General features: G+C 66.8%; 21 protein-coding genes. 11 read left to right on the plus strand and 10 right to left on the minus strand.

Annotated features, from left to right (window positions below):
• Positions 1 to 41 precede the first annotated feature (41 nt).
• From WK25_RS07085 to wrbA, 4 genes are read right to left on the minus strand one after another with little or no spacing between them, the layout of a single operon-like run.
• Positions 42 to 869, minus strand: coding sequence for a metallophosphoesterase (locus tag WK25_RS07085; RefSeq protein ID WP_069241307.1), 828 nt, complete (start codon positions 867 to 869; stop codon positions 42 to 44).
• 24 nt (positions 870 to 893) lie between these two features.
• Positions 894 to 2,315 (minus strand): FAD-binding oxidoreductase, encoded by a 1,422-nt coding sequence (locus tag WK25_RS07090; RefSeq protein WP_069241308.1) that lies wholly within the window; start codon positions 2,313 to 2,315, stop codon positions 894 to 896.
• Positions 2,315 to 2,728, minus strand: a complete 414-nt coding sequence (locus WK25_RS07095) for a DUF2069 domain-containing protein (protein ID WP_040144011.1) — start codon at positions 2,726 to 2,728, stop codon at positions 2,315 to 2,317. Before WK25_RS07095 ends, WK25_RS07090 begins: the two co-directional genes overlap by 1 nt.
• A complete protein-coding gene (gene wrbA / locus WK25_RS07100) occupies positions 2,725 to 3,354 on the minus strand; it encodes an NAD(P)H:quinone oxidoreductase (protein ID WP_040144012.1) in 630 nt (209 codons plus the stop codon). The genes WK25_RS07095 and wrbA overlap by 4 nt, the downstream gene beginning before the upstream one ends.
• Positions 3,355 to 3,498: 144 nt before the next feature.
• Here wrbA and WK25_RS07105 point away from each other — a divergent pair, with 144 nt between their 5' ends.
• Positions 3,499 to 4,830 carry a YihY family inner membrane protein gene (locus tag WK25_RS07105; RefSeq protein ID WP_040144013.1) on the plus strand — a complete coding sequence of 444 codons (1,332 nt, stop codon included), beginning with the start codon at positions 3,499 to 3,501 and terminating at the stop codon, positions 4,828 to 4,830.
• Positions 4,831 to 4,848: 18 nt separating this feature from the next.
• On the opposite strand, the gene WK25_RS07110 is transcribed toward WK25_RS07105, so the two are convergent.
• Positions 4,849 to 5,166 (minus strand): Mpo1-like protein, encoded by a 318-nt coding sequence (locus tag WK25_RS07110; protein ID WP_069241309.1) that lies wholly within the window; start codon positions 5,164 to 5,166, stop codon positions 4,849 to 4,851.
• A gap of 157 nt (positions 5,167 to 5,323) precedes the next feature.
• On the opposite strand from WK25_RS07110, the gene WK25_RS07115 reads away from it, so the two are divergent.
• The 3 genes from WK25_RS07115 (at position 5,324) to aroC (ending at position 9,224) form a co-directional block, all read left to right on the plus strand.
• Complete coding sequence (locus tag WK25_RS07115; protein WP_040144015.1) at positions 5,324 to 5,779, plus strand: CBS domain-containing protein; 456 nt, start codon at positions 5,324 to 5,326, stop codon at positions 5,777 to 5,779.
• Between the two features lie 139 nt (positions 5,780 to 5,918).
• A complete protein-coding gene (locus WK25_RS07120) occupies positions 5,919 to 7,853 on the plus strand; it encodes an MFS transporter (RefSeq protein ID WP_069241310.1) in 1,935 nt (644 codons plus the stop codon).
• Positions 7,854 to 8,123: 270 nt separating this feature from the next.
• Positions 8,124 to 9,224: a chorismate synthase gene (gene aroC / locus WK25_RS07125; protein ID WP_069241311.1), complete on the plus strand. Its 1,101-nt coding sequence runs from the start codon at positions 8,124 to 8,126 to the stop codon at positions 9,222 to 9,224.
• A 69-nt stretch (positions 9,225 to 9,293) separates the two neighbouring features.
• Here aroC and WK25_RS07130 read toward each other — a convergent pair whose 3' ends face one another.
• Positions 9,294 to 10,364 carry a LacI family DNA-binding transcriptional regulator gene (locus WK25_RS07130; RefSeq protein ID WP_059547557.1) on the minus strand — a complete coding sequence of 357 codons (1,071 nt, stop codon included), beginning with the start codon at positions 10,362 to 10,364 and terminating at the stop codon, positions 9,294 to 9,296.
• A gap of 241 nt (positions 10,365 to 10,605) precedes the next feature.
• Between WK25_RS07130 and rbsK the strand changes: the two genes are divergently transcribed.
• The 3 genes from rbsK (at position 10,606) to WK25_RS07145 (ending at position 13,910) form a co-directional block, all read left to right on the plus strand.
• A complete protein-coding gene (gene rbsK / locus WK25_RS07135; protein WP_069241312.1) occupies positions 10,606 to 11,535 on the plus strand; it encodes a ribokinase in 930 nt (309 codons plus the stop codon).
• Positions 11,536 to 11,597: 62 nt separating this feature from the next.
• Positions 11,598 to 12,917, plus strand: coding sequence for an MFS transporter (locus WK25_RS07140; protein ID WP_069241313.1), 1,320 nt, complete (start codon positions 11,598 to 11,600; stop codon positions 12,915 to 12,917).
• A 45-nt stretch (positions 12,918 to 12,962) separates the two neighbouring features.
• Positions 12,963 to 13,910: a dihydrodipicolinate synthase family protein gene (locus tag WK25_RS07145; RefSeq protein WP_069241314.1), complete on the plus strand. Its 948-nt coding sequence runs from the start codon at positions 12,963 to 12,965 to the stop codon at positions 13,908 to 13,910.
• Positions 13,911 to 14,021: 111 nt separating this feature from the next.
• Here WK25_RS07145 and WK25_RS07150 read toward each other — a convergent pair whose 3' ends face one another.
• Positions 14,022 to 15,695 (minus strand): electron transfer flavoprotein-ubiquinone oxidoreductase, encoded by a 1,674-nt coding sequence (locus WK25_RS07150; protein ID WP_069241315.1) that lies wholly within the window; start codon positions 15,693 to 15,695, stop codon positions 14,022 to 14,024.
• 177 nt (positions 15,696 to 15,872) lie between these two features.
• On the opposite strand from WK25_RS07150, the gene WK25_RS07155 reads away from it, so the two are divergent.
• Complete coding sequence (locus tag WK25_RS07155) at positions 15,873 to 16,649, plus strand: SDR family oxidoreductase (protein ID WP_040144023.1); 777 nt, start codon at positions 15,873 to 15,875, stop codon at positions 16,647 to 16,649.
• 32 nt (positions 16,650 to 16,681) lie between these two features.
• Positions 16,682 to 17,113, plus strand: coding sequence for an acyl-CoA thioesterase (locus tag WK25_RS07160; protein ID WP_040144024.1), 432 nt, complete (start codon positions 16,682 to 16,684; stop codon positions 17,111 to 17,113).
• Positions 17,114 to 17,215: 102 nt separating this feature from the next.
• Here WK25_RS07160 and WK25_RS07165 read toward each other — a convergent pair whose 3' ends face one another.
• On the minus strand, positions 17,216 to 17,761 hold the full coding sequence (locus tag WK25_RS07165) for a LuxR C-terminal-related transcriptional regulator (RefSeq protein WP_040144025.1): 546 nt from the start codon (positions 17,759 to 17,761) through the stop codon (positions 17,216 to 17,218).
• Positions 17,762 to 17,984: 223 nt separating this feature from the next.
• Between WK25_RS07165 and WK25_RS07170 the strand changes: the two genes are divergently transcribed.
• Positions 17,985 to 18,689 (plus strand): CoA transferase subunit A, encoded by a 705-nt coding sequence (locus tag WK25_RS07170; protein WP_040144026.1) that lies wholly within the window; start codon positions 17,985 to 17,987, stop codon positions 18,687 to 18,689.
• Position 18,690: 1 nt separating this feature from the next.
• Complete coding sequence (locus tag WK25_RS07175; RefSeq protein ID WP_040144027.1) at positions 18,691 to 19,332, plus strand: CoA transferase subunit B; 642 nt, start codon at positions 18,691 to 18,693, stop codon at positions 19,330 to 19,332.
• 74 nt (positions 19,333 to 19,406) lie between these two features.
• Here WK25_RS07175 and WK25_RS07180 read toward each other — a convergent pair whose 3' ends face one another.
• Positions 19,407 to 20,120 (minus strand): SDR family oxidoreductase, encoded by a 714-nt coding sequence (locus tag WK25_RS07180; RefSeq protein ID WP_069241316.1) that lies wholly within the window; start codon positions 20,118 to 20,120, stop codon positions 19,407 to 19,409.
• A gap of 38 nt (positions 20,121 to 20,158) precedes the next feature.
• Complete coding sequence (locus WK25_RS07185; RefSeq protein ID WP_040144029.1) at positions 20,159 to 21,172, minus strand: polysaccharide deacetylase family protein; 1,014 nt, start codon at positions 21,170 to 21,172, stop codon at positions 20,159 to 20,161.

Genomic DNA, 21,172 nt, shown 5'->3' on the forward strand with positions numbered 1-21,172 from the left:
GCGGGCCGCAGCGTGCGGTCCATGTTGTGTGGGCTCGGCGCTCAGCCGAGTTCGATCACCTTGTCCCAGCCGAACGCCGGGTTCTCCCGCTCGCCGGTGCGCCGGTGGATATAACCGCGCGGGTTGCACACCACGCGCGTACCGCTGTCTGTCACGTAATCGAATGACGTATGCGTGTGGCCGTGGATCCACAGATCCACAGGCGGCCGCACCAGCTCCGTCAGGTCTGTGACGAATCCCGCCGAAGCGAGATCCTGCGCATAACGCTCGGCCAGCGAGCGCAGATGCGGCGCATGATGGGTGACGACGATCGTGCGGCCCGCGAACGGCGTCGCGAGGTGCGCCGCCAGCCATGCGCGGCTTTGCCGGTGCAGCGCGATCGCGTCGGCCGGCGTGAAATCGCGCTCCGGCGCGTTGCGCGCATGCAGCGCCGCGTCGTGCGGCCAGGTCACCTGGATCAATCCCTTGAAATCGAGCATTACGCGCATCCCGGCGTCGATCGCGCGCGCGACGCTCGCATCGTCGGCGCCGAACAGCGAGAAATCGGCCCACAGCGTCGTGCCGAGCACGCGAAAGCGCTGTGCGCGATCGACGTACACGCCGTTGTTCAGGTAATGCACGTGGTCGATCGCCTGCGCGGCGTCGCGCATCGCGGTTTCGAGCGCGCCGAATTCCCCGTCGTAATACTCGTGATTGCCCGGCACGTAGATTACCGGCACGCCGGGATCGAACGTCTCGGCGGCCCAGCGCAACCCTTCCGCGTGGTTGTGGATGTCGCCGGCGAGCACGACGAGGTCCGCGTCCGCATGCGCGATCGTGTCGGGCTGGTTGCTTTCGAGATGCAGGTCGGACAGCACGCGAACTCTCATGGGCATCGCTCCGGTTTCGGGGTGTCAGCGCAGAACCTTGCCGGGATTCATCAGCCCGCGCGGGTCCAGCGCGGTCTTCAGCGTGCGCATCAGCGCCGTTTCGACCGGCGATTTGTAGCGCTGCGCGTCGTCGATCTTCAGCTGGCCGATCCCGTGCTCCGCGCTGATCGTGCCGTGGTGGCGGTGCACGTTGTCGTACACGATCCGGTTGATCGGCTTCTGGAACGTCGCGAGGAACGCCTTCGGATCGCCGCCTTCGGGCGTCTGAACGTTGTAGTGCAGGTTGCCGTCGCCGAGGTGGCCGAACGTGACCATCCGTGCACCCGGCGCAGCCTGCTGGATCGCCGCGTCGGTTTCGTCGATGAAGCGCGCGATCGACGAGATCGGCACTGCGATGTCGTGCTTGATGTTGAGACCCTCGTCGGCCTGCGCGAGCGGGATATGCTCGCGGAGATCCCAGAACGCGCGCGACTGCGCGAGATTTTCGGCGACCACCGCGTCGACCACGAGCCCGGCGTCGAACGCTTCTTCCATCAGCTTTTCGAACAGCGCGCGCGCATGCGTTTCGCTTTCGTTGTCCGACAGCTCCAGCAGCACCGTCTGCGCGTGCGTGCGGTCGAACGGGTAGCGCAGTTGCGGATAGTGCTTGCCGACGAGTTGCATGCAGAAGTCCGACATCAGCTCGAAGCCGGTCAGCAGCGGGCCGGCCGCCCGCTGCGCGAGCGCGAGGAAATCGAGCGCAGCATGGGGCGACTCGAGCGCGGCCAGCGCTGTGACTTGCGCGGCCGGCAGCGGATGCAGCTTCATCACCGCAGCCGTGATGATGCCGAGCGTGCCTTCCGCGCCGATGAACAGGTCGCGCAGGTCGTATCCGGTGTTGTCCTTGCGCAGCCCGCGCAGGCCGTCCCATACGTCGCCCTGCGGCGTCACCACCTCGAGCCCGAGGCACAGCTCGCGCGCGTTGCCGTAGCGCAGCACCGCGGTGCCGCCCGCGTTGGTCGACAGGTTGCCGCCGATCGTGCAGCTGCCTTCGGCCGCCAGGCTCAGCGCGAACAGCCGGCCGCCTTCGCGGGCGCGCGCCTGCACGTCGGCGAGGATCACGCCGGCTTCGACGGTAATCGTGTTGTTGTGCGGGTCGAGCGCACGCACGCGGTTCAGCCGTGCGAGGCTCAAGACGGCCTGCGCGCCGCTCGTATCGGGCGTCGCGCCGCCGGCGAGGCCGGTATTGCCGCCCTGCGGCACGAGCGCGACGCCGTGCGCGTTCGCGAGCCGGACCAGCGCGGCGACTTGCGCCGTATCGGCCGGTTTCAGCACCGCGCACGCGCTGCCCTTGTAGCGGCGGCGCCAGTCGATGACGAACGGTTCGGTGTCGTGCGGATCGGTCAGCACGTGTGCAGCGCCGATCGCGTCGCGACAGGCGGATACGAATGCGTCGGAGGAAATCATCACGTTCGGTCGCGTAAGGGTCGGGGCGCGGCCCGCTGCTGCTTCGCCGCGCGCTTGAACGGCGCGACGTATGCGAGCGCGGCCACGAAGAAGCCGACGGCGAGTGCGGTCTCGCACCAGCCGAGCGTCGCGGACAAGCCGCGGTCGGACATGCCGCGCACGACGCCTTCGGCGAAATAGACGAGGATCAGCATGCTCGCCCACTGCATCGTATAGATGTTACGCCGCCAGACGCCGGGCAGTGCGAGCGCGAGCGGCACGGCCTTGAGCATCAGCGCGGACCCGCCCGGACGCAGCGGCGCGAGCCACAGTTCCCACGCGAGCGACAGCGCGATCAGCGCGGCCAGACACGCGCAGGCGGCGAGCGCGCAGCGTGGCCGCGCGGCGACGGCGGGGCGGCCGGGCGCGTTCATGCGGCCCCGGCGGGCCGCGATGCCTGGGCGTCGGCCAGCGCCGCCGCCGCGCGGGCGAGGCGCACGCCGAGCGCGGCGGCAAGCGCTTTTTCGTCGGCCGACAGCCCCGCGGGCGCGCTGCGATCGTGCTGCGACACGTGCGATGCGCCGTACGGCGTGCCGCCGGTACGCGTCGTGCTGAGCGCGGATTCCGTGTACGGGATGCCGACGATCATCATCCCGTGATGCAGCAGCGGCAGCATCATCGACAGCAGCGTCGATTCCTGGCCGCCGTGCAGGCTGCCGGTCGACGTGAACACGCATGCCGGCTTGCCGGTCAGCGCGCCCGACAGCCATTGCGGCGTCGTGCCGTCGAGGAAATACTTGAGCGCCGCGGCCATGTTGCCGAAACGGGTCGGCGAACCGAGCGCGAGGCCCGCGCATTCCTCGAGATCGCGCAGTTCGGCGTACGGCGGGCCATCGTCGGGGATGTCGGGGGCGGTGGTTTCGCAGACGGTCGACACGGGCGGCACGGTGCGGATGCGCGCCTGGACGCCCGGCACGCTGTCGATGCCGTTCGCGATCGCGAGCGCGAGATCGCGCGTCGCGCCGTGGCGGCTGTAATAGAGGACGAGAATGTCTTTCATGGGCGGCGGAGCTGCGTGCGGCCGTGCGCATGCGCGGTGCAGTCGGCCCCTGCTGGATCGAGCGGCTATTATAGGGGCTGAAGCCGTCGCGCAGCGCGGCGGCGGCGCGCCGTCGGGTGCGCGGCATCGAGAAGGAGAAGCCGTTTGCCGAAGTTGAGCGTCGATCTCGACACCATCAAGCGCCTTGCGCAGTTCGCGGCCCGGCGCAGCGCGGAGGATCGCATTCCGCAGGTCGCGGGCAGCCTCACGTTCACGACGATGCTGGCCCTCGTGCCGCTCGTGACGGTCGCGTTCGCGTTGTTCACCGCGTTCCCGATGTTCGCGTCGTTCCAGATCTCGCTGCAGGGGTTTCTTGCCGACCACCTGATGCCCGCGCAGTTCAACGTCCAGATCTTCAAGTACCTGAACCAGTTCGCGTCGAAGGCGAAGGGGCTGACGACCGCGGGCCTGATCGTGCTCGTCGTCACGTCGGTGATGACGATGATGACGATCGAATCCGCGTTCAACCTGATCTGGCGCGTGCGCAAGCCGCGGCCGTTCGCGCAGCGCGTGCTCGCGTACTGGGCGTTGATCACGCTCGGTCCGCTGCTGTTCGGCGTGAGCCTGTCGATCTCGTCGTACCTGTTCACGCAGTCGCTCGCGTTCACCGGCGCCGCGCCGTCCACCTCGATCGTCGAGTGGCTGCTCGCGTTCGCGTCGCTGCCGCTGACCGTGCTCGCGTTCACATTGTTGTACGTATACCTGCCGAATTGCACGGTCGCGTGGCGCGACGCGGTGATCGGCGGGCTGTTCGCGGCGATCGCGTTCGAGCTCGCGAAGCGCGGCTTCGGCTATTACGTGCGGCGCATTCCGACCTATACGGCCGTGTACGGCGCGTTCGCGGCGCTGCCGGTGTTCCTCCTTTGGGTGTACCTGAGCTGGTTCATCGCACTCCTCGGCGCGATGGTGGCGTCCGCGCTGCCGGCGATTCGGGTCGGCCAGTTCCATCGGATCCACTATCCGGGCAGCGACCTGCTCGATGCGCTCGAACTGCTCGCGCGGCTTGCCGAGGCGCGTGCGGTTGGCAAGCCCGGCTACAGCGCGCTGCGGCTCGCGACCATGTTGCGCTGCGACATGGAAACCGCACAGCGGCTGCTGCTGACGATGGAGGAGCGCGAATGGATCGCTCGGCTGGACAATGGCGAACTCGCGCCGCGCTACATCCTGCTGGCGAATCCGGAACAGCTGACGCTGGCGCAGCTGTTCGACGTACTGGTGATCGACCGCACCGAGCTGACCTATCAGCTGCAACGACGCAGCAGCCACGTCGAAGGCGCGGCGCTGCTCGCGGTGCTGTCGAACGACCGGTTCGACGTATCGCTCGCGTCGCTGATCGCCGCGCACCGGCTGTCGGGGGCGCGTCCGGCGCAGGCTGAGCACGGCGACGTGCCGGACGGCGCGCGCGACCCGCACGCGCGTCCGCCGAAAACGGCGTGATGCGGTGCCGGCCAAGCGTTACAGCGGAATCTTGCCGGTGCAGATGTCCCTGAACATCACCCAGTCGCCCATCAGGCTGTAGATCGGGTGGCGGAACGTGGCGGGGCGGTTTTTTTCGAAGAAGAAGTGCCCGACCCATGCGAAACCGTAGCCGCACACCACCGCGGCCGGCAGCCACAGCCAGTGGCCGGTCGCGATCGCCATCGCGACGCAGCCGATCACGCCCAGCGAGCCGATGAAGTGCAGCCGCCGCGACGTCAGGTTCTGGTGTTCGTTCAGGTAGTACGGATAGAAATCCGCGAAGCTGGTGAATTGCTCCGAATGCGTATGCGCCATGGCCGTCTCCTCGGGCCGCCGTCCATGCGGCCATTGTGCGGCGGGCCGCCGGCATCCGCAAGCGGGGCGGCTGCACTGCGCGGGCACGCGCTTTCCTTTTGACAGGCTTTCCGATAGGATCGAAAGCGGATTTGCATTCAAGCATGAGGGGACTACGATGCGCGTCAGCGATATTCTGAAAGTGAAGGGCAACACGCTGTTTACGGTGACGCCCGATAAGCCGCTGCGCGAAGCGGTCGACACGATGGCCGAACACGACATCGGCTCGCTCGTCGTGATGGAGTACGGCGATCTCGTCGGGATGCTGACGTTCCGCGAGATCATTCTGCGCCTGCGCGAAAACGGCGGGGCGATCGGCGACGTGCAGGTGCGCAAGGTGATGGACGAGCCGCTCACCTGTACGCCGGAAACCGATGTCAACGAAGTACGCCGGATGATGCTCGAGCGCCATGCGCGCTACATGCCGGTGCTCGACAAGAAGGTGCTGATGGGCGTCATCTCGTTCTACGACGTAGCGAAAACGGTCGTCGAGGCGCAGAGCTTCGAGAACCGGATGCTGAAGGCCTACATCCGCGACTGGCCGGAATCGGAAGCCGAAGCGCAGAAGCCGTGATACGCGTCGCGCCCGTTGCCGTTGTGCGCGGGTTCGGCCATTCGGCGCACGGCGGCGCAGGTTCAGCCTGCGCCGCCGTTTTTTCAACCACCACACACCGCCCGCGCAGCTTCGCCCAGACGACGCGCGCGTATTCCGCATGAGCGATCACACGCAAGTTTCTTCCGCATCGCGCGGCGAACGGCGCGCCCACGCTTCGCAGTTCGACCTGCTGCGCCAGCGCCGTTTCGCGCCGTTCTTCACGACGCAGTTTCTGGGCGCACTGAACGACAACGTGTTCAAGATCGGCTTCACGTCGCTCGTCACGTACCACACCGCGCGCTTTTCCGGCGTCGACGCGAAGACGGCCGCATTCCTGATCTCCGCGATCTTCATTCTGCCGTTCGTGCTGTTCTCGGCCACGTCCGGTCAGATCGCCGACAAGTACGACAAGGCGACGCTCACGCGCTTCGTGAAGAGCTTCGAGATCGTGCTGATGCTGGTCGGCGCGGCCGGTTTCGTCACGCACAGTGCGACGCTGCTGTATCTGTGCACGTTCATGATGGGTATGCACTCGACGCTGTTCGGCCCCGTCAAGTATTCGTACCTGCCGCAGCATCTCGGCGATCATGAACTCGTCGGCGGCAACGGCCTCGTCGAGATGGGCACGTTCATCGCGATCCTGATCGGCACGATCATCGGCGGCGCGGCCGCCGGCATCGAAGGCAGCGGCGAGCGCGTGCTGGCGGTCAGTGTCGTCGTGATCGCGCTCGCGGGGCGGCTCGTCGCGCAGCGCGTGCCGCCGACGCCGGCGCCGCAGCCCGATCTCGCGATCAACTGGAATCCGTTCAGCGAAACCTGGCGCAACCTCGGGCTCGCGCGGCAGAACCGCACCGTGTTCCTGAGCCTGCTCGGCATTTCGTGGCTGTGGTTCGTCGGCGCGACGTTCCTCACGTCGTTCTTCAATTTCGCCAAGGACGTGCTGTCCGCGAGCCCCGACGTCGTCACGGTCCTGCTCGCGACGTTCTCGGTCGGTATCGGCCTCGGCTCGCTGCTATGCGAGCGTCTGTCGCAGCGCCGTGTCGAGATCGGCCTCGTGCCGTTGGGCTCGATCGGCATCAGCGTGTTCGCGATCGAGCTGTATTTCGCGAGCCGCGCGCTGCCGTCGCCGGGCCATCTGCTGTCGGTCGGCGAGTTCCTCGCCGGCGCGCGCCACTGGCGCATCCTCGCCGATCTGTTCCTGCTCGCAATGTTCGGCGGCTTCTACAGCGTGCCGCTGTACGCGCTGATCCAGAGCCGCAGCGCGCCGACCCACCGCGCGCGCATCATCGCCGCGAACAACATCCTGAATGCGCTGTTCATGATTCTGTCCGCGCTGATGGCGATGGCGCTTACCAAGGCCGGGGTCGGCATCCCGGGACTGTTCCTCGTCACCGCGCTGCTGAACGTCGTCGTCGCCGCGTACATCTACCTGCTCGTCCCCGAATTCCTGCTGCGCTTCGTCGCGTGGGTGCTGGTGCATACGTTCTACCGGATCCGGCTCGTACACGCGGAACGGATTCCCGAAGACGGCGCTGCCGTGCTCGTGTGCAACCACGTGAGCTACGTCGACGCGCTGGTGCTGGCCGCTGCAAGCCCGCGGCCGATCCGGTTCGTGATGGATCACCGGATTTTCAAGACGCGCTTCGCGAGCTGGGTGTTCCGGCACGCGAAGGCGATTCCGATCGCACCGCGCCACGAAGATCCCGACATGCTCGCGCGCGCGTACGACGCATGCGAGGCCGCGCTGAAGGACGGCGAGCTCGTGTGCATCTTCCCCGAGGGCAAGCTGACGAAGACCGGCGACATCAACACGTTCCACCACGGTGTCACGGAGGTTCTGAGCCGCACGGCGGCGCCCGTGATCCCGATGGCGCTGCGCGGGCTGTGGGGCAGCTATTTCTCCCGCCATGCGGATGCGCGGATGCCGCGGCCGATCAAGCGCGGTGTGATGAGCCGGTTGACGCTCGCGGTCGGCGAGCCGATTCCCGCGTCGCTCGCGACGCCCGAGGCGCTGCAGGCCGCAGTGACCGAACTGCGCGGCGCGCGCAAGTAGCCGTGGCGGTTAGGGCGGCTTGCCGGTCATCGCGGCGGCTTTGGCACAGCCGGCCGCGAACCGCCAGACGCGCCGGCGGCGCGCACGAGCACGATGCGGCCGCGCACCGGCCCCGCGGCTAACGCGTGTGGTCCGAACGGTTCACGCGGCCCGCGCGCGCGGCGCGGCTGGCATAATAGCGGTTTACCTCTTTCGACCGGCAAACGATCGGCGCTGCCCGCGGCTGCGGCGGCGCATCGGTTTGTCCATTTCTCTTTGGGCGGTTCCATCATGTCCGGCAATACCCTCGGCACGCTTTTCACTGTCACGACCTTCGGCGAATCGCACGGTCCCGCGATCGGCTGCGTGATCGACGGCTGCCCGCCGGGAATGGGGTTGACCGAAGCCGATATCCAGGCCGAACTCGATCGCCGCAAGCCCGGCACGTCGCGGCATGTGACGCAGCGGCAGGAGGCCGACGAGGTCGAGATTCTGTCGGGCGTGTTCGAAGGCGTGACGACCGGCACGCCGATCGCGCTCTTGATCCGCAACACCGACCAGCGCAGCAAGGACTACGGCAACATCGTCGAGACGTTTCGTCCGGGTCATGCCGACTACACCTACTGGCAGAAGTACGGGATTCGCGACTACCGTGGCGGCGGCCGTTCGTCCGCGCGCCTGACCGCGCCGATCGTCGGTGCGGGCGCGGTCGCGAAGAAGTGGCTGCGCGAGCGCTTCGGCGTCGAGGTGCGGGGCTACATGAGCGGCCTGGGTGAAATCGACGTGCCGTTCGTCGACTGGTCGCACGTTCGCGACAACCCGTTCTTCGCGCCGAACGCGGCGATCGTGCCGGAACTCGAGGCGTATATGGACGCGCTGCGCAAGGACGGCGACTCGATCGGCGCACGCATTGACGTCGTCGCGTCGGGGGTGCCGGTCGGCTGGGGCGAACCGGTGTTCGACCGGCTCGACGCGGACATCGCGAAGGCGATGATGAGCATCAACGCGGTGAAGGGCGTCGAGATCGGCGCAGGTTTCGACAGCGTCGCGCAGCGCGGCTCGGTGCACGGCGACGAGCTGACGCCGGCCGGCTTCGTCGGCAACCATGCGGGCGGCGTGCTCGGCGGGATTTCGACCGGGCAGGACATCACCGTGTCGATCGCAATCAAGCCGACGTCGAGCATCCGCACGCCGCGCCGTTCGATCACGAAGACGGGCGACGAGGCGACGGTCGAAACCTTCGGCCGCCACGATCCGTGCGTCGGCATTCGCGCGACGCCGATCGCCGAGTCGATGCTCGCGCTGGTGCTGATCGACCATGCGCTGCGCCATCGCGCACAGTGCGGCGACGTCGAAACGTCGACGCCGAAGATCGCCGGCAGCGCGACCTGATACGCGCGGGCCGGCAACCGCCGGCTCAACCGATACGATCCGAAGCGGGGCGCCTGGAGCGCCCCGTTCTCATATGGCCGCGACGGGCGGCGGTGCGGCCGATTCGCGCACGCGCAGTTCCGGCAGCACCGCGCAGCCGGATCCGGTTGCGCCGTGCTCGAGTGCGTCGAGCAGCGCGCGGGCGGCCTTGCGGCCGATCGCATCGGTGTCGACCCACATCGTCGTCAGCGCCGGCCGGATTTCACGTGCAAGCGCGACATCGTCGAAGCCGGTGATCGACAACTCGGATGGCACCGCGACGCCGATCGCCTGCGCCTCGAGCAGCGCGCCGAGCGCAAGAGCGTCGTTCCCGCAGATCACGGCCGTTGGACGCGTCGGCCCGCTGTCGGCAATGGCCCGCAGGCTCGCGCGGCCGAACGCGATCGTGGCCGCGCCCTCGTGCTGGTGGAGCGGCCGCACCGCGAGCCCGTGCGCGGCCAGCGTATCGTGAATGCCGCGCAAGCGGGCCTGTACGCGGTCGTTGTTCGCGGACGGCTGCATGATGATCGCGAAATCGCGATGGCCGAGGTCGAGCAGATGCGTAGTCAGCCGCGCGAACGCCGCGTGGTTGTCGAAACCGATGCAGCAATGCGGGCTGTCGTCGCGGTATGCGTAAGTGACGACATAAGGCACCCGATGCAGATCGAGCAGCTCGAATACTTCGGGCGGATGGGCTTCGCCGACCAGCGACACGGCTTCGACGCCGCGCGACAGCATCGCGCGCACCTGCGCGAGCGCCTGCGCGGGATCGTAGTTCGAGCAGCCGAGGAAGAGGGTGATGCCATGTTCGGCCATGACCGCCTGCATGCCCGCGACCTGCGACGCGAACACCTGGTCGTCGAGTGTCGGAATGATCGCGCCCGTAATGTGGGTGCGCGTGGACGCGAGCGCGCGACCGGCTGCATTCGGAATCCAGTTCAACGCGCGTGCCGCGTCGCGCACGCGCTGCTGGACGTCGGCCGACACCTTGCCGGGATCGTTGTACACACGCGAAACGGTCGCGGTCGACACGCCGGCGAGTTTCGCGACGTCCCCGAGCACCGATCGGCCGCTGCCGCGCCGCGCACGCGCGGCGCCGCCGCTGGATGGGGGCGTGCTCATCGGTGACTCCGGGCCGCAACCGTCGCGCGGACCGCGCGCGTTCTCAACAACGCCATCGTTTACCCTCGATTCGTCGTGGTCCCGCTTGCATTCACGGTCCTGCCTGTGAGAATGTAAGCGCTATCCTGATGCCAGTCCATATTATGTCAGACGCACGTTCCAGCCGCATCACCATCCCGTTTTTGTCGACGCCGTCTTGTTCGGCGATTTTGTTTATCGCTAATGTAAGCGGTTACATTCGATGAAGGATCATACGAAACCCCCGAAGATCGCGGTGGCCGGCAGCATCAACGTCGACCTCGTCACGCACGCACCGCGCCTCCCGGTGCCGGGCGAAACGTTGCTCGGCACGACGTTCCGGACGGTTCATGGCGGCAAAGGCGCGAACCAGGCCGTAGCGGCCGCACGTCTCGGCGCATCGGTCGCGATGATCGGCTGCGTCGGCAACGACGCGTTTGGTGCGCGCCTGTACGACGCGCTCGCGGCGGAACGCATCGACGTCACGCACGTGCGCCGGATCGACGGCGACGCAACCGGCGTCGCGACGATCACGGTCGACGAGCGCGGCGCGAACAGCATCGTCGTCGTGCCCGGCGCGAACGCGCGCCTCGATACGGAATCGATCGACGCGGCCCGCGACGCGATTGCCGGCGCTGCACTGCTGGTGTGCCAACTCGAGGTGCCGATCGAAACCGTCGCGCGTGCGATCGGCTGCGCGATCGCGCATCGCACGCCGGTGCTGCTCAATCCGGCCCCCGCGCGGCCGCTGTTCGACGCGTTGCTGGCCCGGATCGATTACCTCGTCGTCAACGAAACGGAGGCGGAGTCGCTGACCGGCATCGTCGTCGGCGACGACGCATCGGCGGTGCGCGCCGCCGATGCATTGCGGGCGAAGGGCGTCGCGAACGTGCTGGTGACGCTCGGCGCGCGCGGCGTCTGCTGGCGCGGCTGTGCAGGGAGCGGCCGCCACCCGGCCGTTGCAGTGACCGCCGTCGATACGACGGCGGCGGGTGACACGTTCGTCGGCGGATTCGCGGCCGCCCGGGCGGGCGGTGCGTCGATGGACGATGCAATCGCATTCGGGCAGCGCGCTGCCGCGATCAGCGTCACGCGCCACGGCGCGCAGACGTCGATTCCGACCCGCGACGAAGTGGATCGCACAGCCGCATAAATTCCGCGACGACGGAACGGCCGAGCGACCCGGCAACCATCAAGGACATGGAGACAACCGCAATGAACGAAACCCTCGCTGTTCCCGTCGCGCCGCCCCGTATCCGGCGCGGGCAACGTATCGCGCTCGCGCTGTTGATGGTGAGCGGAGTCGTCAACTATCTCGACCGCGGCACGCTGGCCGTCGCGAGTTCGGCAATCCGGGCGGATCTCGGGCTGTCGCTGTCGCAGATGGGCGTGCTGCTGTCCGCCTTCTCGTGGAGCTATGCGCTATGCCAGTTTCCGGTCGGCGGGCTCGTTGATCGCATCGGGCCGCGCCGGCTGCTCGGCATCGGGCTGATCGTGTGGTCGGTCGCGCAGGCGGCGGGCGGCATGGTGTCGACGTTCGGCTGGTTCATCGTCGCGCGGATCGTGCTCGGCATTGGCGAGGCGCCGCAGTTTCCGTCGGCGGCGCGCGTGGTGAGCAACTGGTTTCCGCTGCGGGCGCGCGGCACGCCGACCGGCATCTTCAACGCGGCATCGCCGCTAGGCACCGCGCTTGCGCCTTTGCTGCTGTCGGTGCTCGTCGCGTCGCTCGACTGGCGTTGGGCGTTCATGGTAACGGGCGCGCTGGGCCTCGTCGTCGCCGCCGTCTGGTTCGCGCTGTACCGCGATCCGGCGCGCGCGCAACTGAGTGCGGCCGAACGCGCGTATCTCGATGCCGATGCGCAGACGAGCGCAGCCACGCCGAAGCTGACCTTCGCCGACTGGCGCAGCCTGTTCTCGCATGGCACGACCTGGGGCATGCTGATCGGGTTCTTCGGGTCCGTCTATCTGAACTGGGTCTACCTGACGTGGCTGCCGGGCTACCTGACGATGGAGCGTCACATGAGCCTGATTCGCACCGGGTTTGCGGCGTCGTTGCCGTTCCTGTGCGGGTTCGTCGGTTCGCTCGTCGCCGGCTGGCTGTCCGATCTCGTCACGCGACGCAGCCGCTCGCCGGTCGTGAGCCGGCGCAATGCGGTGGTCGTCGCGATGCTCGGGATGGTCGCGTTCACGATTCCGGCCGCGCTCGTGCAGAGCAACACCGTGGCGCTTGCCTGCATTTCGGTGGTGATTTTCCTGGCGAATGCGGCATCCGCGTGTTCGTGGGCGCTCGCGACGGCGGCCGCACCGCCGAGCCGCGTTGCGTCGCTCGGCGCGATCCAGAATTTCGGCGGCTTCATCGGCGGTGCGCTCGCGCCAATCCTGACGGGCGTCATCGCGCAGAAGTGGTCGTTCGTGCCGGCGTTGCTGACGGCGGCGGCAATCGCATTCGCCGGTGCGATGGCTTACCTGCTGCTGGTGCGCAAGCCGATTCCCGAGCAGGCCGCGAGCGCCGCGCCCGGACCGCTGCCGGCCTGAGCGCCGCCGCTACACCGCGCATTTACTGAAGGAAGGAGAAAAAAGATGCAACACCATCAGCAGTCGACCGCGACCATCGAAGGGATCGTACCGGTGATGCTGACGCCGTTCGACGACGCCGGCGCGATCGATTATGCGGGCCTCGAGCGGCTCATCGAATGGTATCTGGCGCACGGCTCGGACGCGCTGTTCGCTGTCGCGCAATCGAGCGAGATGCAATTCCTGAGTCTCGCCGAACGGGCTGAACTTGCGCGCTTCGTCGTCGAGCGCGTGGCCGGGCGCGTGCCGGTGGTCGCATCCGGGCACATCAGCGACGATCTCGATGCGCAGGTCGCCGAGCTGCGCGCTGCAGCCGAATCGGGTGCGCAGGGCGTCGTGCTCGTGACGAACCGTCTCGATCCGCAGCGCAAGGGCAGCGCCGCGTTTCTCGACCATCTTCACGCGCTGCTCGCCCGGTTGCCGTCCGATCTGCCGCTCGGCCTGTACGAATGTCCGGCGCCTTACCGGCGGTTGCTGTCCGATGACGAGCTGCGTGCGTGCATCGACACCGGCCGCTTCGTGATGCTCAAGGACGTCAGCTGCGACCTCGAAACCGTAAAGCGGCGCGTGGCGCTCGCCGCGGGCTCGCCGCTGAAGATCCTGAACGCGAACGCCGCGATCGCGTGGGATGCGATGAAGGCCGGCTCCGCCGGCTTCAACGGGGTGTTCACCAACTTTCATCCCGATCTGTACCGGTGGCTGCGCATGCACGGCGATTCGGATCCGGCGCTCGCCGACGAGTTGTCGACGTTCCTCGTCGTATCGGCGGTGTCGGAAGCGCTGGGCTACCCGGCGCTCGCGAAGATCTATCACCAGCGGATCGGCACGTTCTCGTCGATTCGCTGCCGCGCGATCGACTACGACGTGCGCGAGCGGTTTTGGGCGCTCGACGCGGTGCTCGACAAGATCGTCGCTGGCACGGAGCATTTCCGCCGGCGGATCGCAGCCCGGTAGCGGGGTAGCCGGTCGGGCCGTGCGCGCGGTGTATCGGCCGCGCGCACGCTCGGGTGCCCGAAGGCGATCCGCCCAAAAAAAACGCCGCGCGAGGCGGCGTCTTCCGGCAGGTTACATGTTCGGATAATTCGGCCCGCCGCCGCCTTCCGGCGTGACCCATACGATGTTCTGCGTCGGGTCCTTGATGTCGCAGGTCTTGCAGTGCACGCAGTTCTGCGCGTTGATCACCAATCGGTCGCTGCCGTCGTCGTTCTTCACGAACTCGTACACCGCCGCCGGGCAGAAGCGCGCCTCCGGCCCCGCGTACGTGCGCAGGTTCACGTTCACCGGCACGCTCGCGTCCTTCAGCGTCAGATGCGCGGGCTGGTTTTCCTCGTGGTTCGTGTTCGAGATGAACACCGACGACAGCCGGTCGAACGTCAGCTTGCCGTCCGGCTTCGGATACGCGATCGGCTCGCACTGCGACGCCGGCTTCAGCATCTCGTAGTCTGCATGCTTGTGGTGCAGCGTCCACGGCACGTTGCCGCCCATCACCTTCTGCTCGAGCCCGACCATCAGCGTGCCGAGATACAGGCCCTTCGCCATCCATTGCTTGAAGTTGCGCGCGCGGTACAGCTCCGTGTACAGCCACGATTGCTTGAATGCATCGGGATACGCGTTCAGCTCGTCCGACTGGCGGCCGGCCTGCACCGCGTCGAACGCTGCATCGGCCGCGAGCATGCCGGTCTTGATCGCCGCGTGGCTGCCCTTGATCCGCGATGCGTTCAGGAAACCGGCGTCGTCGCCGATCAGCGCGCCGCCCGGGAACACCGTCTTCGGCAACGACAGCAGGCCGCCGGCCGTGATCGCGCGCGCGCCGTACGACACCCGCTTGCCGCCTTCCAGGAACGCGCGGATCGACGGATGCGTCTTGTAGCGCTGGAATTCCTCGAACGGCGACAGGTACGGGTTCGTGTAGCCGAGGCCCACCACGAAACCGACCACGACCTGGTTGTTGTCCATGTGGTACAGGAACGAGCCGCCGTACGTGTCCGACTTCAGCGGCCAGCCGGCCGTGTGGATCACGAGGCCCGGCTTGTGCTTCGCGGGATCGATTTCCCACAGTTCCTTGATGCCGATCCCGTACGCCTGCGGATCGGCGTTCGCGTCGAGCTTGAACTTCGAGATCAATTGGCGGCCGAGGTGGCCGCGGCAGCCTTCGGCGAACAGCGTGTACTTCGCGTGCAGCTCCATGCCGAGCTGGAAGTTCTCGGTCGGCTCGCCGTCCTTGCCCACGCCCATGTTGCCCGTGGCGACGCCCTTCACCGAGCCGTCGTCGTTGTAGAGAATCTCCGCGGCCGGAAAGCCCGGGAAGATCTCCACGCCGAGCGCTTCGGCCTGCGCCCCGAGCCAGCGCGTGACGTTGCCCAGCGAGATCACGTAGTTGCCGTGATTCTTGAAGTTGTCGGGCAGCGCCCAGTTCGGCGTCTGCACCGCGCTCTTTTCGGACAGGAACAGGAAGCGGTCTTCCGTCACCTCGACGTTCAAAGGCGCGCCTCGTTCCTTCCAGTCGGGGAACAGCTCGGTGATCGCGCGCGGGTCCATCACCGCGCCCGACAGGATGTGCGCGCCGATCTCGGAACCCTTCTCGAGCACGCACACGCCGATCTCGGCGCCTTTCTCGGCGGCCAGCTGCTTGAGCCGGATCGCCGCCGACAGCCCGGCGGGGCCGCCGCCGACGATCACGACGTCGTATTCCATCGATTCGCGCGGGCCGTACTGCTCGATGAGGCTTGCGGGGGTCATTGGCGTTCCTCTAACCGTTAGAATGCTTTTATTCGGGAGCGTATTGTCTGCGAAACGAAACGCTTGCCGCAACAGCATGCGAACAGATTAGCACGATCGTTCTATTTTTTGTGCTAGGGTTATGCTGCACGGGCTGCGTGCCCGCGGCGGCGAAACGACATCGAAAGGGGATGTGCAATGGGTCGATCGATCAACCTGGAAGGCAAGGTCGCGCTGGTCACGGGCGCCTCGAGCGGCCTCGGGCAGCGCTTCGCGCAAGTGCTGTCACAGGCAGGCGCGAAAGTCGTGCTCGCGAGCCGCCGCGTCGAGCGTCTGAAGGAGCTGCGTGCGGAGATCGAGGCGGCGGGCGGCGCCGCGCACGTCGTGTCGCTCGACGTCACCGACGTGCAGAGCATCAAGGCGGCCATTGCGCACGCGGAGACGGAAGCCGGCACCATCGACATCCTCGTGAACAATTCGGGCGTGTCGACGATGCAGAAGCTCGTCGACGTGACGCCGGCGGATTTCGAATTCGTGTTCGACACCAACACGCGCGGTGCGTTTTTCGTCGCGCAGGAAGTCGCGAAACGGATGATGATGCGCGCGAACGGCAACGGCAAGCCGCCGTACCGGATCATCAACATCGCGTCGGTCGCCGGCCTGCGCGTGTTTCCGCAGATCGGGCTGTATGCGATGAGCAAGGCGGCGGTCGTGCAGATGACGCGTGCGATGGCGCTCGAATGGGGCCGCCACGGGATCAACGTGAACGCGATCTGTCCGGGCTATATCGATACCGAAATCAATCATTACCTGTGGGAAACCGAACAGGGCCAGAAGCTGCAGTCGATGCTGCCGCGCCGGCGCGTCGGCAAGCCGCAGGATCTCGACGGGCTGTTGTTGCTGCTCGCGGCCGACGAGTCGCAGTTCATCAATGGCTCGATTATCTCCGCCGACGACGGCTTCGGCCTCGCATGAGCGGCTGACCCTCAGCAACGAAGAAGACTGCAATGAGCGAATATTCCCCCGTATTTGAAATGTCGATGCCGATCCGCTGGGGCGACATGGACGCGTTCGGCCATGTGAACAACACCGTCTATTTCCGCTACATGGAACAGGCGCGGATTTCGTGGTTCGAGGAACTCGGCATCGCGGGCGGCAACGGCGAGGGGCAGGGGCCCGTGATCGTCACGGCGTCGATGGAATTCCTGAAGCAGCTGCACTATCCGGGCGACGTGATCGCGAGAATGTCGGCCGCGAAGCCTGGCCGCAGCAGTTTCGATACCGGATTCGAACTCACCCGTGCGGACGACCCGCATCATGTCTATGCGCGCGGCAATGCGCGCTGCGTGTGGGTCGACTATGCGCTCGGCAAGTCGGTGCCGCTGCCGCAACTGCTTCGCGACACGATCGAGCGCGCGCTCGCGGCGAAGGTCGACTGAGCGCCGTCGCGCCGAACCGGGCGCCCGCGCGCCCGAGAGTCGCCATTTCCCGATCTCCGGAATCGGCCGCGTCACGCGGCCGATTGTCATTGCGCGCGGCCTTTATTGGCCGAGCAGGCGCTGCAGCAACTCCGGCGTGTTGTTCGTGCCGTACTTGCGCATCAGCCGTGCGCGATAGATGTCGACGGTGCGCGAGCTGATGTCGAGCACGCGTCCGATTTGCTTGCTGGTTTTGCCGGTCGCGAGCTGTGCGGCGATCTCGCGTTCGCGCGGCGTCAGCTCGACGGCGACCCGGCGTGTCGCACTCAGATCCTCGAACGTCCAGACGCCGGCCGCGAGCGGCGCGGTGCGATCGAGCGCGCGGCCCGTCACGTGGCACCAGAACAGTTCGCCGTCGGCCCGCTTCATGATTCTGTCGTCGGCATAGGTGCCGTTCGCGATCATCACGCGCGTGATGCGCTCGCCGATGCGCTGGAATTCGTCCGGTGACGGGTAGAGCACCTCGTACGACTTGCCGATCAGGTCGGCCCGCGCGCAGCGGAAGATTGCCGCGAGCGCGTCGTTGCAATCCTCGATCACGCGGTCGCGCGACATCACGAGGCCGAGCGGCGCGAGGTGAAAGGCTGTCTGGTAATCGAGAGCGGGCATGGCGCGGGCAAGCGTAGGCAAACGCTTATGTATTTTTGCGTATTGTGCCGCATCCTCGCCGCATCGTACCCTTTCAGGCATCTCGCGGCGGTTTGTCGCGATATAAAAACAGCGCGCTACGACGCAGCTATCGCCGCGCATGCATAGAATGATGCGGCGGGCGTGCTGCCCAGTGGGCGCGTGAACCGGTTTCGCTGGTTTCCATAGAGGAAGGGACATACAGATGAACAAAGTCTATCCAAGCGCGGCCGCCGCGCTGGAAGGGATCGTCCGCGACGGACAGACCTTCGCGGTGGGCGGTTTCGGCCTGTGCGGGATTCCCGAGGCGCTGATCGCGGCGTTGCGCGATTCCGGCGTCAAGGGCATTACCTGCATCAGCAACAACGCGGGCGTCGACGGCTTCGGTCTCGGCCTGCTGCTGGAAACGCGCCAGATCAAGAAGATGATCTCGTCGTACGTCGGCGAGAACAAGGAGTTCGAGCGCCAGTATCTGGCCGGCGAACTCGAGCTCGAATTCACGCCGCAGGGCACACTCGCCGAGAAGCTGCGTGCAGGCGGCGCGGGCATTCCCGCGTTCTTCACGAACACCGGCTACGGCACCGTGATCGCGGAAGGCAAGGAAACGCGCCAGTTCGGCGATCGCCACTACGTGCTGGAGCCGTCGCTGACGGCCGACGTCGCGCTCGTGAAGGCGTGGAAGGCCGACAAGTCCGGCAACCTGATCTATCGCCGCACCGCACGCAACTTCAACCCGATGTGCGCGATGGCCGGCAAGATCACCGTGGCGGAGGTCGAGGAGATCGTCGAGAACGGAGAGCTCGATCCGGACCAGGTCCATACGCCGGGCATCTTCGTGCAGCGTATCGTGCTGAACGCGACGCCGGAAAAACGCATCGAACAACGCGTCGTACGCGCGAAAGGAGACTGACATGGCGTGGAATCGTGACCAGATGGCCGCGCGCGCGGCGAAGGAACTGCAAGACGGCTTCTACGTGAATCTCGGCATCGGCTTGCCGACGCTCGTTGCCAACCACGTGCCGGCGGGCGTCGAAGTGTGGCTGCAGTCGGAGAACGGTTTGCTCGGCATCGGCCCGTCGCCGACCGAGGACGAAGTCGACGCCGACCTGATCAACGCCGGCAAGCAGACCGTCACGACGCTGCCCGGCTCGTCGATCTTCTCGTCGGCCGATTCGTTCGCGATGATTCGCGGCGGCCACATCAATCTCGCGATCCTCGGCGCGATGCAGGTCAGCAAAAAGGGCGACCTCGCGAACTGGATGATCCCGGGCAAGATGATCAAGGGGATGGGCGGCGCGATGGACCTCGTCGCGGGCGTGAAGCGCGTCGTCGTGCTGATGGAGCACGTCGCGAAGGGCGACCAGCACAAGATCCTCGACGAATGCAATCTGCCGCTGACGGGTGTCGGCGTGGTCGACCTGATCATCACCGATCTGGGCGTGATCGAAGTGACGCCGGATGGGCTCAAGGTGCTCGAGCTCGCCGACGGCGTGAGCGCGGAAGAGATCCAGGCAAAAACGGGCGCACCGCTCGACCTCAGCGCGGTCGCGTAAGCGACGCTGTTGCGCACGGCGCCCGACGCCCCGTGTTCCTGGCGGAACGCGGGGCGTTTTGCCATGACCGCGCGTCACGCAATCGCGCCGCCGCCATCGACCAACACCGTCGAGCCCGTTGCGTAACGCGTGGCTGCCAGATACACGATCGCATTCGCGACGTCCTCAGGCTGGCCCACGCGGCGCGCCGGAAGGCGCTGTGCAGCGTTCGCATACATCGCGTCGCGCGCGTCGGGGGCAAGCTTGTCCCACAGCGGCGTCGCGATCAGGCCCGGCGAAACGGTATTCACGCGCACCGGCGCCAGTTCCAGCGCAAGGCCGCGTGCAAGCGCTTCCAGTGCCGCATTGATCGCGCCTTGCAGTACCGACGACGCACTCGGCCGCACGCTGAGATAACCCGATACGAACGTCAGCGAGCCTCCGGCTGCGATATCGATCGAGCGCGCGATACGGTATGCGCCCCAGAACTTGCTGTCCATCGCAGCCTGCGCGTCCGCGAGCGGCAGCGAGCGGAGCGGGCCGGTGGCGGTCTGCGCGGCCGAGATCACGACATGGTCGAACTGTCCGGCGCGCGCGCAGAATGCTTCGACGGCGGCCGTATCGGTAATGTCGAGCGCTTCGGCACGCACCTGCCCGTATCTACCGATGTCTGCGCCGGCCTTCGCCGGATCGCGCGATGCGACCGTCACGACAGCGCCACGCTGTGCGAATGCTGTCGCGGCCGCGGCGCCGATACCCGAGGTGCCGCCGATGACCAGTACTTTCTTTCCATGTAGCGGATCGTCCATGATGGTGCTCCCGTAATGAAGAAGTAGGTGGAATCCGGTCAGATCGTTTCCGCTTCGCGGAGCGTCGACCGGCTGCGCAATGCAAAGCGCGCGATGTCGTCCTTGCGCATGAACGCCACGCCCGGATGCGAGCGCGCGTAGCGCAGGAATGCGTCCCATGCGCGCACCATCTGCGGTGTGCCGCTGATTCGGTCGTGCGCGCTGATCGACATCAATCTGCGGCGCTGCCCGGCTTCCGCGTACAACTGATCGAAATCGAGCTTGATCTGTTCGAGAAACATCGTTGGCGAGTAGTTGCGGCCTTCGATCAGCAGGATGTCGTTGTTGCGCAGCGTGTATGGCACGACCGCGAAATCGCGACCGCCGACGGTCTCGATGAAGGGCTCGTCGCGGCTGACGTCGTCGATGTGGTACACGTATCCGAGCTCCTGTAGCAGCGGCAGCGTGTGTGGTCCGCGCCGCAGCCAGTTGCAGTTGTAGCCGATCGGCCGTTGCCCCGTCACCGCTTCGACCATGTCGCGGGCTTCCGTGAGAAAGCGCCGTTCGTCATCGCGGTTCATCGCGAATTGCGATCGCCATGTGGGTCCGTGCGCGGCCGCTTCGTGGCCGCGCGACACGATCTCGCGCGCCAGTTCGGGATGCCGCCGGGCGGCTTCGCCGATCATGTGCGACGTCACTTTCACGCCGTGCCGGTCCCACAGATCGAGCAGCCTCGGAATGCCTTCCCGGTAGCCGTACGCAAACCACGTGGCCGACGCGAGGTCGACCGGCACCGACGCCGGGAATTCGACGGGCGGAAACGGGCTATCCGCACCCTTCGGCGGTTGGCCGCCAGCCTCGAATTGCATCGAGATCGAAATCGCGAGCCGTGTGTCGTCGGGCCAGAACCGGCCGGTGTCCGTTGCAGCGGCGCCCGGTAACGGCGCGGCGACAGCCGAGTGCGACGCGCCTGCAGCCATCGCGATACCCGCGGCCACCCCTGCGCCGGCTTGCGCGAGAAACGTGCGGCGGGCCGGCTTTGGCGCGGAAGGATCGTTGTCGATGTAGGTCAT

The sequence above is a fragment of the Burkholderia latens genome, assembly GCF_001718795.1.
In the GTDB taxonomy this organism is placed as follows: domain Bacteria; phylum Pseudomonadota; class Gammaproteobacteria; order Burkholderiales; family Burkholderiaceae; genus Burkholderia; species Burkholderia latens_A.

Coding starts and splice junctions, on each gene's coding strand:
- WK25_RS07090 (WP_069241308.1), bottom strand. CDS start 2,315: ATGATTTCCTCCGACGCATTCGTATCCGCCTGTCGCGACGCGATCGGC.
- rbsK (WP_069241312.1), top strand. CDS start 10,606: ATGAAGGATCATACGAAACCCCCGAAGATCGCGGTGGCCGGCAGCATC.
- WK25_RS07185 (WP_040144029.1), bottom strand. CDS start 21,172: ATGACCTACATCGACAACGATCCTTCCGCGCCAAAGCCGGCCCGCCGC.
- WK25_RS07165 (WP_040144025.1), bottom strand. CDS start 17,761: ATGCCCGCTCTCGATTACCAGACAGCCTTTCACCTCGCGCCGCTCGGC.
- WK25_RS07155 (WP_040144023.1), top strand. CDS start 15,873: ATGGGTCGATCGATCAACCTGGAAGGCAAGGTCGCGCTGGTCACGGGC.
- WK25_RS07120 (WP_069241310.1), top strand. CDS start 5,919: ATGAGCGATCACACGCAAGTTTCTTCCGCATCGCGCGGCGAACGGCGC.
- WK25_RS07150 (WP_069241315.1), bottom strand. CDS start 15,695: ATGACCCCCGCAAGCCTCATCGAGCAGTACGGCCCGCGCGAATCGATG.
- WK25_RS07170 (WP_040144026.1), top strand. CDS start 17,985: ATGAACAAAGTCTATCCAAGCGCGGCCGCCGCGCTGGAAGGGATCGTC.
- WK25_RS07180 (WP_069241316.1), bottom strand. CDS start 20,120: ATGGACGATCCGCTACATGGAAAGAAAGTACTGGTCATCGGCGGCACC.
- WK25_RS07095 (WP_040144011.1), bottom strand. CDS start 2,728: ATGAACGCGCCCGGCCGCCCCGCCGTCGCCGCGCGGCCACGCTGCGCG.
- wrbA (WP_040144012.1), bottom strand. CDS start 3,354: ATGAAAGACATTCTCGTCCTCTATTACAGCCGCCACGGCGCGACGCGC.
- WK25_RS07175 (WP_040144027.1), top strand. CDS start 18,691: ATGGCGTGGAATCGTGACCAGATGGCCGCGCGCGCGGCGAAGGAACTG.
- WK25_RS07145 (WP_069241314.1), top strand. CDS start 12,963: ATGCAACACCATCAGCAGTCGACCGCGACCATCGAAGGGATCGTACCG.
- aroC (WP_069241311.1), top strand. CDS start 8,124: ATGTCCGGCAATACCCTCGGCACGCTTTTCACTGTCACGACCTTCGGC.
- WK25_RS07115 (WP_040144015.1), top strand. CDS start 5,324: ATGCGCGTCAGCGATATTCTGAAAGTGAAGGGCAACACGCTGTTTACG.
- WK25_RS07110 (WP_069241309.1), bottom strand. CDS start 5,166: ATGGCGCATACGCATTCGGAGCAATTCACCAGCTTCGCGGATTTCTAT.
- WK25_RS07130 (WP_059547557.1), bottom strand. CDS start 10,364: ATGAGCACGCCCCCATCCAGCGGCGGCGCCGCGCGTGCGCGGCGCGGC.
- WK25_RS07160 (WP_040144024.1), top strand. CDS start 16,682: ATGAGCGAATATTCCCCCGTATTTGAAATGTCGATGCCGATCCGCTGG.
- WK25_RS07140 (WP_069241313.1), top strand. CDS start 11,598: ATGAACGAAACCCTCGCTGTTCCCGTCGCGCCGCCCCGTATCCGGCGC.
- WK25_RS07085 (WP_069241307.1), bottom strand. CDS start 869: ATGAGAGTTCGCGTGCTGTCCGACCTGCATCTCGAAAGCAACCAGCCC.